Raw genomic sequence first — 18,075 nt, forward strand, 5'->3', positions numbered from 1 at the left:
AGTATTGTCTTTTATTCTACTTTCCCGATCATCTTCCTTCCTTTTCATTCATGATAATCTTTAACAAATACTAAAAAATTACTTGATAAGTTTCTTTACGCTAAAATATTAGCAACCTTCCTTTAAAAATTACGGACTTTTGACTTATAATTTACGGACTTTTGAATTCGAAAACATAAATAATTGATAATCAAATACATAAATTTATAGGTTATATCTAAAAAAAATGATTCCCTTAAACCTTATAACAAACATTGAATCTTAGTTTTTGAAGAATCTTTACAAAATAATTTCGTCTTGATCTTGCTCTTCAAATATGGTATCTAATTCACTATTTTGACGTATGGAGAAGTTCAACAATGCCGATAAATCTCGAATGTTTAAAGTCTCGTATAGGTTTGCTATAGAAAATACAGTGTTATATGTTTTGTTTATTTTATTAATCAAAACAACTGCCTGCAGACTATTTCCTCCCAATTCAAAGAAATTATCTTCAGTCCCTACAATCTCAAGATCGAGTTTGAGAACTTCTGCCCAAATAGCAGCCAATTTAGTTTCGATCTCGTTTTGAGGAGCTACATAAGGCACCGTTTTCAAATCTGATATGGTAGGATTTGGCAATGCCTTTCTCTCAATTTTACCAGTTCTTGTCAACGGAAATTCTTCCAGAGTTATATAGATCGTCGGGATCATATATTTGGGTAATATTTTCCCCAAAAGCATTTTTATTTGAGATGCTTCTAAACTTTCATCTACTCTGACATAAGCTGTTATATAAGTATTTTGCTGCAGTTCTTTAAGCAAAACAACCGCCTCTTTTATGGACTCAATCTGCTCTAATTGATATTCTATTTCAGATAATTCAATTCGTAATCCATTGAGTTTTACTTGTGAGTCTTTACGCTGCAAAAATTCAATTTCACCAGTAGGAAGCATCTTCCCTATATCACCGGATTTATAAACTCTGCCTTCTCCTGTAATCGGGTCTGTTATAAAGACGTTCTCTGTTAATTCCTGCCTGTTGAGATAGCCTAATGAAAGGTATTCGCTTTTGAAAGTGATTTCTCCTGTTTGATAAACACCTCTTAGTTGATTATTTTCATCCAGTAAGAAGATGCCCGTTTCCTCTACTGCTTTACCTAATGGCATATTGTTTCTCGTTAATTGAGAGGTGTGTCTTAAGAATTTTTGAGCAACAATAGTAGATTCCGTTGGTCCATAATCGTTTACTAAAAATGCGCCTTCAAGAAAGTATTTTTTAAATAAATCCAAATCCGGCTTGTGACATGATTCTCCGCCTAAATCAATTAATCTTACTGTAGGTAATACTTCGCCTTCTTCGAGTCCTTTTAAAAAATTTCTGTAAATGGTTGGCACCATATGTATAATCGTAATATTTTGAGTGAGCAGCCAGGAAGAAAGTTGGTCGAGTCCGTTTTCAACAATATCATAGATACTCACTGTAGCACCATTTAAAATAGCACCATAAATATCTTTTACAGAAGCATCAAAGGTAAAAGTGGAGAAAACACTTAAATTATCATTGATTGCAATGTGAACATTATTAGTATATACTCGTATAAAATGAAGTACATTTCTTTGATTTTGCACAACACCTTTTGGCATGCCTGTAGAACCTGAAGTGTACAAAACATAAGCTTCCGATGAAGCACTTGCTTTATTTTCAGGATTTGGAATTTCTGAAAGAGTATAATTTTCAGATATCTTTACAATTGATAATTGCGGTAATTCTTGTTGTAATTGTTGGGCTTTTTCTATAGTAGCATCATTACAAACCAACTGGTTACACCCTGAATCTTCAATAATGTACTGAATCCTGCTCAAAGGACTGTTGGCATCTATAGGCACATAGGCATATCCGGCTTTAAGAACGCCCAGCATTCCTATTACACAGGTTTCATTGTGATTTAAAAGCAGCGCTATTCGTTTTGTATCAGGATTGGCTTTCTCATTGATTTGTCTCGCCAAATGATTAGCACAATTATTCAGCATCTTATAGCTAAGTGCGGTCTGATTGGCAAATACTGCTGTATGATTTGGAAATCGATCTACTTGTTTTTCAAATCGTTTTGCTATACTTTGTTGGATTTCGTCTGCCTCAAAAAATTCAAAATCATTAGCAGGTTTTAAATCTTCTTCTTCAGAAATATAATCTTCAAATACTTTTATCGTGTGTAATGTTATTTTGTCATTCTCTATTACCTGATCAATGATTGATAAATAGGCATTCATCCAATATTGAATAGTTTCTTTTTTAAAGAGCTCATGATCATACACACAGTTTATACCATATCCATTTGCATAACTTTTTATATAGCATTCCATATCAAATTTTGGAGTTGCTTCCAAAAGTTTGTGATTTGGACTAAAGTCAGTTATTGTTTCGAGCACTTTTGCATCAAAATCAACCATATTTAAAAATACGGGACTTAACGGAAAACGGTTGTCATTTTGAGGAGCATCAATCAGTTCCAGCAACTGTTCAAAAGGATAGTTTTGATGTACTAAAGCATTTACTAATGTGTCATTAATCTCTTGCAGCCATGTCTGAAAGGATATGTTTTCACTTATTTTATCTCGCAGCATCAACGTATTAATAAAACAACCTACCAAGTCTTTTAATTGATAATGGTTTCGGTTTGCCACGGGAATTCCTATAATAATATCTTCTTCTGACGTAAGTCTAAACAATAGCATTTTAAGCGTTGCAACAAATACTGCAAATACACTAATGCCATTTTTTTTGGATAATTCCTCTATTTTTTTCTTTCTTTCTTCTGTAATATATACTGTGTAGGAAGAAGAAGTATCTGCCTTTTTTAATTTTGCATTATAATCTAATGGTAACTGCAAATAGGATAAAGGTCCTGCAAGTTTTTCTTTCCAATAATTTTCCTGAACAGTAACTTCCGGCGATTGCAGCAGCTTATTTTGCCATTGTGCATAATCTTTATATTGTATTGACAATTCTGGAAGTTCTACAGTTTTGCCCGCTATTATGGCACTATAAATATCCATTAAATCTCTCGATATAATTCCCATAGACCAACCGTCGCCAATACTGTGGTGCATATTGAAATACAATGTATGCGTAGTGTCTTTTTTTAAAATGGCTACTTTAAATAAAGGAGACGATTCAAGATCAAACTCATGTTCAAAAACCTCTTTTTTAATAGCTGATTCCGATTCAAAGAAAGGAATGGACATCAACAAATTTGACAAGATTTTTTGTTTAGGAATACCGGCGTCTTCAACAAATACGCTCCTTAAAATCTCATGACGCTTCAAAAGGATATTAAACGCTTCTTCGAAAGCGACCGCATTTAAATCATCTGGCAATTCAAACGTACTGTAAATATTGAATTCTCTGGATTTCCCATGTATTTTATAAAGTAACCAATATCGAATTTGCGAAGGCGATAAATCATAGTATTCCTGATTGGCTAATTTTTCAATCTCCAGCACCTCTTCTGCTGAATCATTTAAAAGAACAGCATGATTTTTTAGAGTGGTATTTGCATAGAGTGTTTTAAGGTCAATTGATACTTTAAATATTTTCTGATATTCGCTTAGTAGTTTCGTTAGCAGTAAACTATGCCCGCCAAGTTCAAAGAAATCGTCAGTAATACCTATTTTTTGATGCCCTAAAAGTTCTTGCCAGATTACAGCAATCTTTGCTTCAGTATTGTTTCCTGGTGCAACATATTCTTTTTTCAGGATATCTGCTTCTGATATAGTTGGCAGTTTTGAAATGTCTACTTTCCCGTTTGCATTCAACGGTAACGTTTCCAGTGCGATATAATAGCTGGGTACCATATAATCGGCCAACTGTTCTTTTAAGTAATCTCGAAGTAATTTTTTATCTATAGCTGCTCTCGTAGTATAATAGGCAATTATAGCAGGTTCTTTATTTATCTCTTTTACCAATACCAAAGCATTTGTAATTGCAGAATCATATTCTCTAATAACATGTTCAATTTCACTCAATTCAACCCTATTGCCTCGTATTTTTACCTGATTATCTTTTCTGCCTACAAATTCAAGAGTTCCATCGGGCAGCCATCGGGCTAAATCTCCGGTTTTATATAGTTTTCCTTCCCCTTTAAATGGGTTTTGGATAAATTTCTCTGCCGTAAGTTCCGGTTGATGCAAATACCCTTTTGAAAGTCCAATTCCCGAAATACACAACTCTCCTATAACACCAATTGGTTGTAATTTTAAATTTTCAGACAGAATATAAACGCGGGTATTCGCTACAGGTTTACCTATGGATACCTTTTCTTTTACAGCTTTTTTACAATCATAATAAGTCGTTACTACTGTATTTTCAGTTGGGCCGTAGTTATTATATATTTGTAAAGAGGTATTTATAGAATAATTCAAGCTTTCTCCTCCTGTCAGAATGATTGTAGACAATTCTACCCCTTCTTCTGCCATGATATCCTGACATATTTTGGAAGGCAAATAGGCATGCGTTATTTCATTTTTTTGTAAAAAGCTTACTAACGTTGGTATCTGAAGACGTATTTCTTCTTTTTGAATCGGATAAAGTGTCGCTCCCGATATCAGATATGGATAAATTTCCCAAACAGATGCATCAAAGGCAACTCCCGAAAACAAAGTTCCTCTGCTGGTTTCATTAACGCTATAGGCTTCTTTATGCCAAAAACACAGATTCACCAAACTCTGATGCGTAATCATCACTCCTTTTGGTTTTCCTGTAGATCCGGAAGTATAAATTACATAAGCCAGATCTGTGCTTTTAGCTTGTATTTGCGGTTGTACAGCAGACAGTTCTTCCTGGCAATAAAAGTCATCCAGAAAAGTATCGTCTATTACCACCTTGGCGGCAACATCATTTAAGATATCCCTAATCCTGTTTTCAGGATAGTTTGTATCTACAGGCACATAGGCAGCACCTGTTTTTAAGATCCCCAGTAATGATATAAGCAGACGTTCCCCTCTCTCTAGTTTAACAGCTACCAAATCATACTGAGTGGCCTTATAATTTTGAATGAGATAATTCGCTAATCTATTGGATAATTCATCTAATTCCGCATAAGTTAGCGCCCCGCCATTTGCTATTACAGCCTTGTTTTGAGGTGTCTTTGCTACTTGCTCCAAAAACAAATCTATTATCGTTTTTTCAGTATCAAAATCTACATCGGTATTATTAAATGTGTGTAATAGGATTTCTTTTTCATTTTGGGAAACTAAATCTATTTCTTCCAGAAGTATTTCAGGTTTTTGAACTATCTGATAGAATAGATTCTCCAGATGCTTAATTATTCCCTGAATAAAATCGGAGGTATAAAGATCTGAATTATAAAGAATTTCTAAGTGAAGTGCTTCTTTTTCTGTAAAAGTAAATACAATATCAAAAGGAGCTACATTTCTGTCTATTTCAAATTCTTCTATGGCAATATCCGAAGAAAATTTATTTTTAAAGTTTGATACCTGGTTTTGATTCTGCAAAACCACCATGATGTCAAACAAAGGAGATCTTGATGTATCTCTGGAAATTTTTAACTGCTCAATCAAAACATCGAATGGGAAGCTTTGATGTTCATAGGCTTCCAAAAGTTGTTTTCCTTCTCTTTGAAGCAATGCCGAAAATCCTTCTTTCTGGTTTACCGACGTTCGTATTGCAAGTGTATTAATATACAAACCTATCTGGTGTTCTAAATCCGGATGTTCACGTCCGGCTATAGGAGTTCCAATAACAATATCATCCTGAATGCTGTATCTTGACAATAGTGTTTTTACTCCTGCCATCAACACTGCAAATAGTGTCACCTGAGAATCTTTAGAAAGGTTTTGTAGTTTGGTAAGTAATTCTGTAGAGAAAACATGACGCAACTGATTCCCACAATATGTTTTTACCACGGGGCGGTTTGTGTAACCCGGCAATTGAAGCGCTGGAATTGTTTCTTCAAATTGTTTGATCCAAAATTCTTTTGCAAGCTGATATCTTTCTTTTTTCTGCTCTTCGATTTGCCATATTGCATAATCTTTAAATTGAACAGAATGTTCAGACAAAGAGATTGTTTCTCCAATCTGTAAAGCATCATAACATTCTAAAACCTGATTAGTCAACACTTTAAGAGACCAACCGTCACTTATAAGATGGTGAATTGATAAATAAAAGACAAAATTATCATCACTTATTTTTAGTAATGAAGCTCTAAATAAAGGTGCTTCAGTAAGATTATAGGTTAGCTTGTCTTTTTCTGCAATATAATCCTGCACATTATGATATGGTGATTTCTCATGGGAGAAATCTTTGGTTTCTATCGCAAATTCAAATTCGTGATTTGGAACTATAAATTGCTTCACAACTCCTTCTTCATCTTTTTTAAAGAAAGTCCTCAGAATTTCGTGACGTTCAACAATCTGATTGAATGCTTTAGTAAAGTTAACGGCGTCAACATTTCCTTTTAGTATTACTGCGCCTGAGATCTGATAAGCTTCATTCCCACCTTCCAGTTGGCTTAATAACCATAATCGGTTTTGCGAATGTGTCAATGGATACGATTCTGAATAAGGAGCCAAAGGGATTGACAAATATTCCTGATTCTTCAATACTTTTCTTAAATCGCTTAGAGTAGGATTAGTATAAAACACTTTATACGGAACACTCTTATGAAGTTTTTTATAGACGGCATTAATAATTTGCGAAATCATTAGACTATGACCTCCCAATTCAAAGAAATGATCGTTCATACCTATGGGCGAAATTCCCAGAGTTTGTTCCCAAATTTGAACTAATTCTTTTTCTAAGCCATCAACAGGTGCTACATATTCTTTTTTAACAATGCTATTATCTTCTATTTCAGGAAGAGCATTCTTGTTTACTTTTCCGTTATGAGTTAGTGGAACAGTTTCTACTTTTATAAAGTATGAGGGAATCATATAAGCTGGGAGCTGTTTTTCTAAATAGGCTCTCAAATGTGTTTTATCTACAGCGGTGTTTTCTATATAATATCCCACTAAAGCATCTTCGCCTCTATTTTTTTTAACGGCAACAACCGCTTGCAGCATGTTTTGAGAAAACGAAAGCATAACATTTTCTATTTCTCCAAGTTCAATACGATAACCTCTGAGTTTTATTTGATGATCTTTTCTCCCCAGATAGGCAAGATTTCCATCAGGCATCCATTTTGCCAAATCGCCTGTGTCATACATCTTTTCCCCTTCTTCAAAAGGATTTTCTATAAATTTTGCTATCGTTAGTTCTGGCTGATTGAGATAACCTTTGGTAAGTCCATCTCCTGAAAGATATAATTTCCCCATAATACCAGCCGGCACTAATTGCAACTCTTCATCTAAAATATAAGCCTGTGTATTGGTAATAGGTTTACCAATTGGAATGTTCTGATATATTTTTTTTGAAGACAACTGGTAACAAGTACTATAAGTTGTATCTTCTGAAGGACCGTATAAATTTCTAATTTCGGCATTGGTTTGTAGAAGCTTTTTAGCAATATCTACGGGAAAGGGCTCCCCTGCAAGATTAATTACACTAACGTTATCAAGCGAAAAACCTTCTTCTAAAATATTACGGATACTCGAAGGAACTGTATTCAATAAAATCTTATGATCGTTGGCTAATTCTGCCCCAATCTCTAAAGCGTTATTTAATACTTTTATTTTTTTTCCAACAGAAAGCGGATAGAACATTTCATAAACTGAAAGGTCAAAACAATGTGATGTAGCAGCATAAACAATATCAAAACTTTCTACATTGAATTCCTCTTGTGCCCAATAAATCAAAGCTACGGCATTTTGATGCGTAATCATCACACCTTTAGGATTACCTGTAGTACCCGAAGTGTAGATAATATAGGCCAGATCATCTGATTTTCTATTAGATAATGGATTTTCAGTAGCATATTTAACTTGGTTTTTCTGAAAATCACTATATATCGCAACATCAATAACCTGCTTGCACTTACTATCTTTTTCTATATAGGCAATTCTTTCTTCCGGATAGTTAACATCTATTGGAACATAAGTGGCTCCCGCCTTTAAAACAGCCAATAGTGTTATAATAAGTTTTTCGCTTCTTTCTAATTTAACTCCAACAAAATCACCTTCTAAAATGCCATGCTCTTTAATAAGATAATGAGAAAGCTGGTTTGCCTGTTCATTAAGTGATTCATAAGTAAGTGAAGTTTCTCCACAGACAACAGCAATATTTTGAGGTGTTTTATTTGCTTGCCTTTCGACAATTCCAGCTAGTGTTATAGTGTAGTCGTAGTCGCATTTCTCCGTATTCAAAGTATGCAATAGGACTTTTTGCTCCTCTTTTGAAACTAAAGGTATCTTAGATGCCGATACATTAATATTTACTTCTAATTCTTCAAGCCAGCTTTTAAAATTCTTTAAAAAATGCGGGACAATATTATTTTCTATAAATTTCTCAGAATAATGTAATGAAACACGTAAATCTTTATTTTCAAGCTTTTCAATATGAAATGACAATCCTTGATAGGATTCAGAAGGCTCATTATCTACTCCATAATTAAACTGAAAAGGAATATAATCTACATACGAAGTTTGCTCGATAATAGCATCTGCATAATAAGGAGCATACTTATAAACCTCTTGAACTTCTTCTTTAGTTTCTTGTATAAACTCCTTTATCGTTTTTTGACCAATCGATTGAAATTCATAACACAAAAGTGATTTTTGAGACGATAAAAATGACTTCAAAGACAAAACATTAGAATCTTCAAAATATCGTTGAAGCAGCATATTATAAAGTGCAATTAACACCGTAAATTCTGCAACCGTATTTTCCGCTGTCAATTTGTAGAAATAAGAAAGTTCAGAGGCATCAACTATAATAAAATCCATAAAAGAACTTCCTGAAAAACCTTCCTTAGAATGAACAATCCTATTGTTTTTTTTATGCCAATAGTCTTTAGCTATTTTTTCGTTGATGTGATCCATTGTACCGTAATTCTTTTATACCATTAGTTTATTAAATAAGTAGCCAGACCTTACTATGCTTTTTCTATGACAAAATTTAACTATTGTAATGCAACTTGTGCATCGCTTTCACAAGTAATACAATACGTTTTTTAAATATAGTTTGCTGCCTCAATTACAAGAATCTACATCTAAATACTAATTTTCAACAGTAAAAACACAATAGGTTGTATGCTAAAATAGCAGTAACATTTATCTAAAAATTACGGACTTTTGATATAAAAATTACGGACTTTTCCCTACGAAAGCAAAGCAATAATTATTGACTCAAATTAATTTTATGGAAAGAAAGAAATACCGTTTTTTTGATTTTAAGAAGTTCTAAATACAATAGAACATCACATAATTATCTATGTAATTTTATCCCGTTTCCATGAAGAATTGGACCGGGATTTTATAATGAGAATTATTTGTTTTTATTGAAGCTCTGCCTCAAATCGAATGAGAAATTAATTAGAAATACCTATTTAAAGTTATATATATCGAAATAATAATAGAAGTCCAAAATCAGATAAACGCAACTTAACGCTACATTTTTTGAATAATATTGTTAAGTTGGTGTCTGAAAATTAAATGTGACTTCAATTTTTGTCCCTTTCCCTATTTTTGATTCAATTTTTAATTGACCATTTAAAGAATTAGCTCTTTCCTTCATATTATTCAATCCAATACCATTTTTTTTATTATTGATATCAAATCCATCTCCGTCATCAGTAATGCTAACTTTTAAAAGATTTCGTTCCTTCCTTTGAATTTTTATATCACAATTTTCTGCATTCGAATATTTATTAATATTTAAAATCGCCTCCTGAATTATACGATATACATTTATCTTATATATATTTTGAATAGTAGCCCATTCAAATTTTTCATCCTTCAAATACTTAAATTGAGTACTGCTTATATCTTTTTGATTTTCAATTAAACCTGATAACAATACATTAAAATCATTGTCGTCAAAAAAAGAACTTCGGCTTAAATCATGCGATATAGTTCTAATCTCATTCTCAATATTTTGTAATTCAAAAATATATTCTTTCCTTTTTTCAATTATAACTTCATCTACCTTAGAATTAAAAAAGCCTAAATTCATTCGGACACCATAAATTTTGTTCATTATGCCATCATGCAATTCCTTTGCTATTTTAGTTTTCTCATTTTCTTTTGCAATATTTATTTTTTTATGCTGCTCAGTTAACAACAAATATATCTCTTCGCTAGCTTCTTGCTGTTGCTGTAAAAACTGCAATTCTTTATTTTTGTATTTTAAATATCTGAAAACAAAAAACACGACCAATAATAAAATCAGTCCAAATGAAATAATTAAAATATAAAAATTACTCTTGGTCAAAACTTTATTTTCATCTTCAATTCTTGAAGTTTCATATTCAATTCTGGCATACTTATCATGTGTGTTTTTTTGAACTGCATTAATACTGTCACTTACCTTAATGTATTGATTTGTATAAAACAAACTATTCTTTTTGTCAATTGCAGAGAGTAATTTTAATGAAGTCAAAACTTCATTACTGCTTTTAGTTTTAATTGCGAGTTGATTCGCTTGATTTAAACTTTGAATTGATTTTACGGTATCTTTCTGAGTTAAAAAATATTCTCCTATACGAATCTTTTTGTACAAAATATCGGATTCTACTCCAATGCCCTCAACAATTTTTAAGGATTCGAAAAACATGGATTCAACATTTTCATAGTCACCATTTCTCATCTTTGAGTATGCCAAATTGCTTAAAACATTAGCATATAAACGAGGCATCTTTTTTTTCAAATCTTCTGAAAGCAAACTTTGTAACTTTTCTATCGACTTCGAAAATTCTCCTTTTAAATCATATAAATTACAGATATTAATAGTAGACGTTACATTATAGTTGTTTATTTCATCTTTATCATAATCAATTAGTTTCATTTTTTCTAATTCACCCAATGCTAATTTGTGATAAAGTAGTGCCTGATCGTAATTAAGTAATTTCTCTAAACAATTACCCATTAAATTATTACAAGTATAAATCAAACAATGATTTTTAGATCTTTTTAAATACTGTAATGCTTTTGAAACTTCAACCTCACATTCTATATAATTCCCGTCATAAAATAAAACATGGGCTTTATTGAATAACATTCTGCCAACATTATCATAGTCATTAATTTTCGTGTATACTTTTTGAGCTTGCAGATAATAAAAGTAAGCACTGTCTTTTCTTGAGTTTTCATAAGAATCGCCCACAAAATATAATGATTTCGCCATTCTAATGCTATCTTTTGATTGCTCAGATAACTCCAAAGATTTCAAACTAACCTTTAAAGATTTTTCAGAATTATTAATATAATAATATTCAGAAGCTACCTTTAAATATAGATCTCTGATAACGGAATCATTTTTTTTAGATTTCAACAAATCAACTATTGAATCTAAATATTTTTCTTTTTTATCTACAGATAAATTATCTATATGACTTTTGTCAAATAAAACAGTTGTGTGTTTTTTACATGAAAAAAGTAATAACATCAGAAACAAACAAACAATTTTACCAGGACTAATCAAAATGTAATTATTTTTTTATAATTTCAAATATAGTATTTTGAAACAAATGAAGACTAAGTAATTATAAATAATCATTGCCTTTCTTTAAATAATTACGGGAATAAGAAGTTAAGGTCTAGGTGGTTTTGGATTACTTGGGTCTCCCGGAACCATGTTTAACTCAATACCATTCTCTTCTGTAGCATTTCCTTCTCTAGCATTTCCTTCTCTAACGTTTGTTTCTATAGTATTTCTTTCTATAGCATCTCTTTTACTAAAAATTACTGTAGTTGAATCAATTCTTTTTGGTACTAATTCATTTTTTAAATTAACCTCTGGTTTAATTTTAGAATTATTATTTTTACTTTCCGGCATTCCAAACTCATCATCATTTGAACATGAGTACGTCAATAACGAAATAAAAACAAGCCCAGCAATAAATAATTTGTTTTTCATAAAATTTAATTTTAATATAGCAAACAAATAAAAAGCAATCATTTCCTACAATTTTACGGAATAACCGTAAAATTTAATTAATTTTGTGTGAAATTGAAAAAAACAAATATGTATCTTACTATTTTGATAGTCGATGATCACCCTATGACAGTCGATAGTTATATAAATCTTTTATCTTACGATGATTTTCAAAAAAACGAACCAAATTTTATTAAGAGCTACAATTGTGAAGATGCATACAACAAAATAAATTTTCAACAAAAAAAAGATACAAAAATTGATTTTGCTTTACTAGACATCAATCTTCCTCCTTATAAAGAGCACAATATTTTTAATGGTATTGATTTGGCTTTACTTATTAGAGAAAAGTTCCCAAATTGTAAAATAGTTCTTCTTACAATGCATAGTGAACCTCTGACCGTAGACAAAATCATTAAAGGAATAAACCCTGAAGGCTTTATATCAAAAAGCGACATTAACTTTGAATTGTTTCCAATAATTTGCAAAAAAATTCTTGAAGGCGATATATTCCGAAGTAATACTATAATAGAATCTCAAAGAGAATTATTTAAAAGAAATATAAATTGGGATACCCACGATAATCAAATTTTAACCCTAATTTCTCAAGGAGTTAAAACTGTTAATCTTCCTGAATATATTCCTCTCTCTATGAGCGCTATAGAAAAAAGAAAAGCAAACATCAAAGACCAGCTTTTATTGGGAAAAGGAAGCGATAAGGATCTAATTGAGAAAGCTAAAAAATTGGGGTTACTATAAAGACAGTAAATTAAATTATTTCTACAGGTAATTAATCATTTATAAAAGATATGATATAGTGTTTATTAAGTTGTTTTCTGTTTTGCTTAATTTTACTTTTCAAAAACAAACTTATAAGACTCATTTCAAACAAGTTAAGCAAGGTTTCAGACGATTAAGTTCGAATCCTGCTTTCACTACAAAAAGCCCTAATGAAAATTAGGGCTTTTTTTATGGCAAAATTTCATTGCTAAGAATTACAATTCTTTAATTCAAAAAAAAGGATAATCAATATAACCTCGTGCCCCGCCGCCGCCAAATAAAGTATGATTATCTGAAATTTTATTTAAGCTCAAATTTTCTTTCACTCTGGCAGGATAATCCGGATTAGTCAAAAAATTTCTTCCAAAACCAATTAAATCAACCAAATTTTCCTGAAGTAATTTTTCGGCTTCTTCAGGAGTTTTATTGCCGGTAGCGATAATGGTGTTTTTAAAAGTATCTCTAAGTTTAATTCTAAAATCAATTGGAATTTGAGGTGCCTCATCCCAATCAGCTTCGCAAAGATGAATATACGCAACATCAAGTTTGTTCAACTCTTCTGCTGAAAGCATTATCGTTTCCAAAATCTCCGGATCATCCATATCTTTAAAACTAATAAAGGGAGAAAGTCTGACTCCTGTTTTTCCTTTTCCAACTGCATTCGCTACCGCTTTTGAAATTTCAAGCAGTAAACGAATTCTGTTTTCCTTAGTGCCTCCATATTCATCAGTTCTTATATTGCTATTGCTTCTTAAAAACTGATCGATCAGATAACCGTTTGCCCCGTGAATTTCAACACCGTCAAAACCGGCTTCAATAGCATTTTTTGCACCTTCAACAAATTCTTTAATTGCAACCTCAATATCGGTTTTATTCATTTCTCTTGGTTCATCTACAGGTACAAAAGTGGCATCACCATTTGGAGCGCCGTCAAAAATATAAACACTTGTGTTTTGAGCCGTTAGTGACGAAGGTGCGATTGGCTGTAAACCGTTTACTTTAGAACTGCTTACTCTGCCTACATGCCATAACTGCAGAAATATTTTGCTCCCGTTTTGATGTACCGCGTCTGTTATTAATTTCCAGCCTTCTATTTGTTGTTTACTGTAAATTCCGGGTGTTTTGGCATATCCCTTTCCCTGGAGAGAAACCTGAACTGCTTCTGTAATTATAATACCCGCCGTACTGCGCTGGGCATAATATTCTGCCATTAAAGCATTTGGAATATCTCCAGGTTGAGAAGCTCTTGAACGCGTCATTGGAGCCATTAAAAAACGGTTTTCTAAATGATTATCGCTTAAATTATAGTGCTGAAATAGTTTTTGATACTTCATCTTATTATGATTTTTATAGTGATCGTTTTATTCTTTTATGATGCTCTTGTCCTGATAAGCCATTTGAGCAATCTCGTCTTTTCGTTTAAAACTAACTCCTTTATGTTTTTGAATATAACTAATGATTTCTGTCTTTCATGTATTTTGATTTTAAGATATAGCGTATTTCCTCTTCATTGAATACATTTTATTTCAGTACTTTTTCAATAATAAGCGTTTCTTCATAGAGTGAAAATTTGCTAATCAGATTATTTTCTACTGTTAGATGTATCGCAAGTGGCATTTTAAAATGCTTACCGTTTTTTTTCACCGTTCTTTCAACAAAACCAAAAACCGCTACTTCATTTCCTCTTACTAAAAAAGATTGTGCTTCGAGTTTTTCACTTCCATCAATAAAATAACTAAAGAGGGTTTTGAATAATTCTGAAATTTCTTCTCTCTTAGAACGATGTCCTGTCCATGGCATATATTTCGATTCGAAAATATACCAATCTACTTTTTCGGAAACCATAGAAGCTATTTTTTTCGGATCTTTTGCTCCAATATATCCAAAGAACTTCTCTGCAGTTTCTTTTGTTTTGATTTCTTCATCAGTATATACTTGTGCTTGTGCCGAAAAACCAATCAATAGCATTACTGTTATTAATTTTATAGTTTTCATTTTTGATTTAAAGACCGCTTTTTCCATAATGCTATTTTTTAAAATTATTTGATGCAGCTTTTAAGTTAAAAATGAAGCTGCATCGTAATTCCCGTAAAGAATATATTTTTACCTGTTCCGGATGCTTTGATATAATCTTTTGCCTGAAACCAAGTCGCTTCGAGCCTGAAATAAAGATATTGATTAGGCTCCCAAATCATTTCACTTTCCAGCTGGTTTCCTATTTTCTTTGCTGTAGTGGTATCTCCGGGATAAATCAAAGTCGTATTTGGTGCATAAATACCGTCGTTGCTGCTGTATCTCCAAAACATATCATAATCAATTACCCAATCAACGTTTTTGAGAATTTCAAAACTCAATGAAGGATGAAAATCAATCAAATTGGAAGGCCCAATTACGGAAGCTAATCCGAAATAAGCACCTCTTGGAAAAAGCGGATTAAAGGTTTGCAAACTTGTATCGCCTTCCGTTTTATCTCCGCTTATTACTTCGGTTTTAAAACCAATTTCAGGATGAAATTTTACGGCATTAAACCGATATCCTGCATTTATTGAAGCCGTCCAGGCACTAATGTTTTTATCAGCAACATTCCCAAATTGGTAAACAGCTTCTCCGTCATAACGCCAGTTTTCTGTTTTACCCCAAATTCTTGTTCCTACAGATTGTCGGTTTTCTTTACCCGTTGCATCATTAAACGCAGCATGAGCTCTTTCATAACCTAAATAATAAACATCAATATTTTTGATCACCGGTATTTTGTTGAACACCAAATAACTTCCCCATAATTGCCTGTCTTTATTCGACGCATCATCAAAAATACCATCGTGTGCTACAACGTAATGTGAATAAAACAAATCTGTTGTAAAATTTTGTCTGGATATAATTGCTTTAATTCCGTCAAAAGATTGTCTGTTATTAGGTCCGTCCCTAACGGCAACCAAACGCTGTGATCCATAAGTGAGTTCCTGCCTTCCTACTCTTAAAATAAGTCTTTTTGGTCCCTCATTTATAAAATTAAAATCTGCAAATGCCTGATGTACTTCAAGCGGATTTTGTTCTACGGGATTCGGATCAATTCTGCCGTCTGCCATACTGCTTTGTGTCTGAACAAAAGTTCTGAAAAATTTTCCGGCATGAAAATCGGCATGAAATAAATACCTTCCCAAAACATAACCATCATTATCCTGCGGACCATCTCCCCAATTTTCATTTTTAGCATAGAAGTACTGAAATCGTATATCGCCCCCAAAACTGATATACGTTTCTTTGGAAGCAGAAACTGGCAGGATTTTCATTGTTTTGTACCAATCATTGCTTACGGTATCATTTTTTAAAACACTATAATTTTCATCAAATCGCAGTGATTTAAAAGCTGGATATCGTTGTGCAAAACCAGAAAATGAAATCAATAAAATCACCAATAGGATTTTGTTTTTCATAATTCAATTTTAAATTATCAACTTGATGCTTAAAGTTTTTTAGTGTATCCTCCAAAATATTTCACTGGCGACCAATCCGGAATTACCGGAGCAATTTCAGGATCAAGTGCTTTAAATTCTCTCGCACCGTACACTATTTTTCCATTTACAATTGTCAAATCCGATTCAATATTTCGAACTTTATCGGCTGAAATTGTAAAATAATCTTCTGATAAAATCGACATATCGGCATACATTCCTTTTATCAATTTTCCTTTTTCTTTTTCTTCGCCCGAAAACCAGGCGCTTCCTGAAGAATACAATTGAAGCGCAGTAAATTTATCCAAAACCTGCTCTTTTGGCCAGAACTGCATTCCTCCTAACGTTTTTCCTGTAATTAGCCAATGCATCGCCATCCAGGGATTGTAGGTTGAAATACGTGTAGCATCAGTTCCCATTCCTACCGGAATTCCCATTTCGAGCATTTTTTTAATTGGAGGAAGCTGCGTTTTTGGAGCACCGTACATTTTCTCATACAATTCTCCCTGAAAATACATTCTGAACTGGACTGCAATTCCGCCATTAAGCGCTTTTACACGCTCTAATTCCTGAGGCGTAATAGTTTCGGCATGATCAAAAAACCATCGCAAGCCATTAAATGGAATTTCTTTATTTACTTTTTCAAAAACATTCAGCATTCTGTCAATTGATTCACCATAAGTAGCATGCAATCGAAACGGCCATCTGTTTTTAACAAGCAGGCGAATAATGGGTTCAAGATCTTTTTCCATTTCATCAGAAAGTACAATTCTTGGTTCCAGAAAGTTTTCAAAATCGGCGGCAGAAGCTACAATGTTTTCTCCGGCTCCTTCTTCGGTATAACCGTTGGCAACCAAAAGATTATCGTTTTTATTGATAACCGTTTCGGCAACCCATTTTTCATAATCTTGAAGTTCCTTCCCTTTTTGCTGTGCAAACAAATAATAAGAGATTCTAAGGTTTAGTTTTCCTTGTTTTGCCAATTCCATAGAAGTCGCATAATCTGATGGGAAATTTTGAGATCCTCCTGCTGCATCAATTACAGAGGTTAATCCAAAACGATTTAGTTCTCGATTAAACTGAAGAGAACTGTTGATTCTTTCTTCCGGAGTTAGTTTTGTGGTTAATCCCAAAGTAGTATAAATTGCTTTTGGAGTTTCTTTTGCAAACATTAATCCGGTTAGATTTCCGTTTTTATCCTGTTCCAAAACACTTCCTTCATAATGAGTATCTTTGGTATAACCCAAAACTTCAATTCCTTTTTTGTTTAAAAAAGCTTTGCCGTAGAGATACGTTATAAAAACAGGTTTGTCAGGAACTGCAGCATTTATTTCGTCGATTGTTGGCTGTCTTTTTTCTTCAAAACCATATTCATTCCAACCTCCAATAACTTTTATCCAAACGCCCGGCGGAGTTCTTGCAGCTTGTTCCTTAAGCATTTCCATGGCTCTTTTTAGCGTTTTCACACCATCCCAACGCAATTCTGAGTTATAATTTAAGCCTTCACGAATAACATGAATATGGCTGTCATTTAATCCCGGAACAATGGTTTTTCCTTTGGCATCCACAATTTTAGTGGCTGTAGTTTTATACGTTTCTAAAATACTTTTAGAAGTTCCTGTTGCCAGAATAATTCCGTCTTTTATTGCCAGCGCCTGAACAAATTCGCCAGCTTTTTGCATTGTAGCAATTTTTCCGTTGTAAAGAATCAGATCTGCTTTTTCCTGAGACTGAGCCAACAGTCCAAAGAAAAATAATAGTATTAATAATATTCGTTTCATTTTTTTAGATTTTAGTTTTAATTGATTAATAAGT

General features: G+C 32.7%; 8 protein-coding genes. 1 reads left to right on the plus strand and 7 read right to left on the minus strand.

Annotated elements, in window-relative coordinates; translation table 11 throughout:
- Nucleotides 1-279: 279 nt before the first annotated feature.
- The 3 genes from CLU81_RS03045 to CLU81_RS03055 form a co-directional block, all read right to left on the minus strand.
- Complete coding sequence (locus CLU81_RS03045; protein ID WP_099708478.1) at nucleotides 280-8,976, minus strand: non-ribosomal peptide synthetase; 8,697 nt, start codon at nucleotides 8,974-8,976, stop codon at nucleotides 280-282.
- 589 nt (nucleotides 8,977-9,565) lie between these two features.
- The gene (locus CLU81_RS03050) at nucleotides 9,566-11,575 is read right to left on the minus strand and encodes a tetratricopeptide repeat-containing sensor histidine kinase (protein ID WP_233209643.1); all 2,010 of its coding nucleotides are present in this window, start codon (nucleotides 11,573-11,575) and stop codon (nucleotides 9,566-9,568) included.
- A 108-nt stretch (nucleotides 11,576-11,683) separates the two neighbouring features.
- Nucleotides 11,684-12,010, minus strand: a complete 327-nt coding sequence (locus tag CLU81_RS03055) for a hypothetical protein (protein WP_144444464.1) — start codon at nucleotides 12,008-12,010, stop codon at nucleotides 11,684-11,686.
- 93 nt (nucleotides 12,011-12,103) lie between these two features.
- Here CLU81_RS03055 and CLU81_RS03060 point away from each other — a divergent pair, with 93 nt between their 5' ends.
- Nucleotides 12,104-12,787, plus strand: coding sequence for a response regulator (locus CLU81_RS03060; RefSeq protein ID WP_233209644.1), 684 nt, complete (start codon nucleotides 12,104-12,106; stop codon nucleotides 12,785-12,787).
- 251 nt (nucleotides 12,788-13,038) lie between these two features.
- Here CLU81_RS03060 and CLU81_RS03065 read toward each other — a convergent pair whose 3' ends face one another.
- The 4 genes from CLU81_RS03065 to CLU81_RS03085 form a co-directional block, all read right to left on the minus strand.
- On the minus strand, nucleotides 13,039-14,142 hold the full coding sequence (locus CLU81_RS03065) for an alkene reductase (protein WP_099708482.1): 1,104 nt from the start codon (nucleotides 14,140-14,142) through the stop codon (nucleotides 13,039-13,041).
- A gap of 187 nt (nucleotides 14,143-14,329) precedes the next feature.
- Complete coding sequence (locus CLU81_RS03075) at nucleotides 14,330-14,803, minus strand: nuclear transport factor 2 family protein (protein ID WP_158235309.1); 474 nt, start codon at nucleotides 14,801-14,803, stop codon at nucleotides 14,330-14,332.
- A gap of 65 nt (nucleotides 14,804-14,868) precedes the next feature.
- Nucleotides 14,869-16,242, minus strand: a complete 1,374-nt coding sequence (locus CLU81_RS03080) for an alginate export family protein (RefSeq protein WP_099708484.1) — start codon at nucleotides 16,240-16,242, stop codon at nucleotides 14,869-14,871.
- A gap of 29 nt (nucleotides 16,243-16,271) precedes the next feature.
- Entirely contained in the window at nucleotides 16,272-18,041 is a 1,770-nt protein-coding gene (locus tag CLU81_RS03085; RefSeq protein WP_099712648.1) for an amidohydrolase, read from the minus strand.
- Nucleotides 18,042-18,075 lie beyond the last annotated feature (34 nt).

Source organism: Flavobacterium sp. 9 (genome assembly GCF_002754195.1).
Classification (GTDB): Bacteria; Bacteroidota; Bacteroidia; order Flavobacteriales; family Flavobacteriaceae; genus Flavobacterium.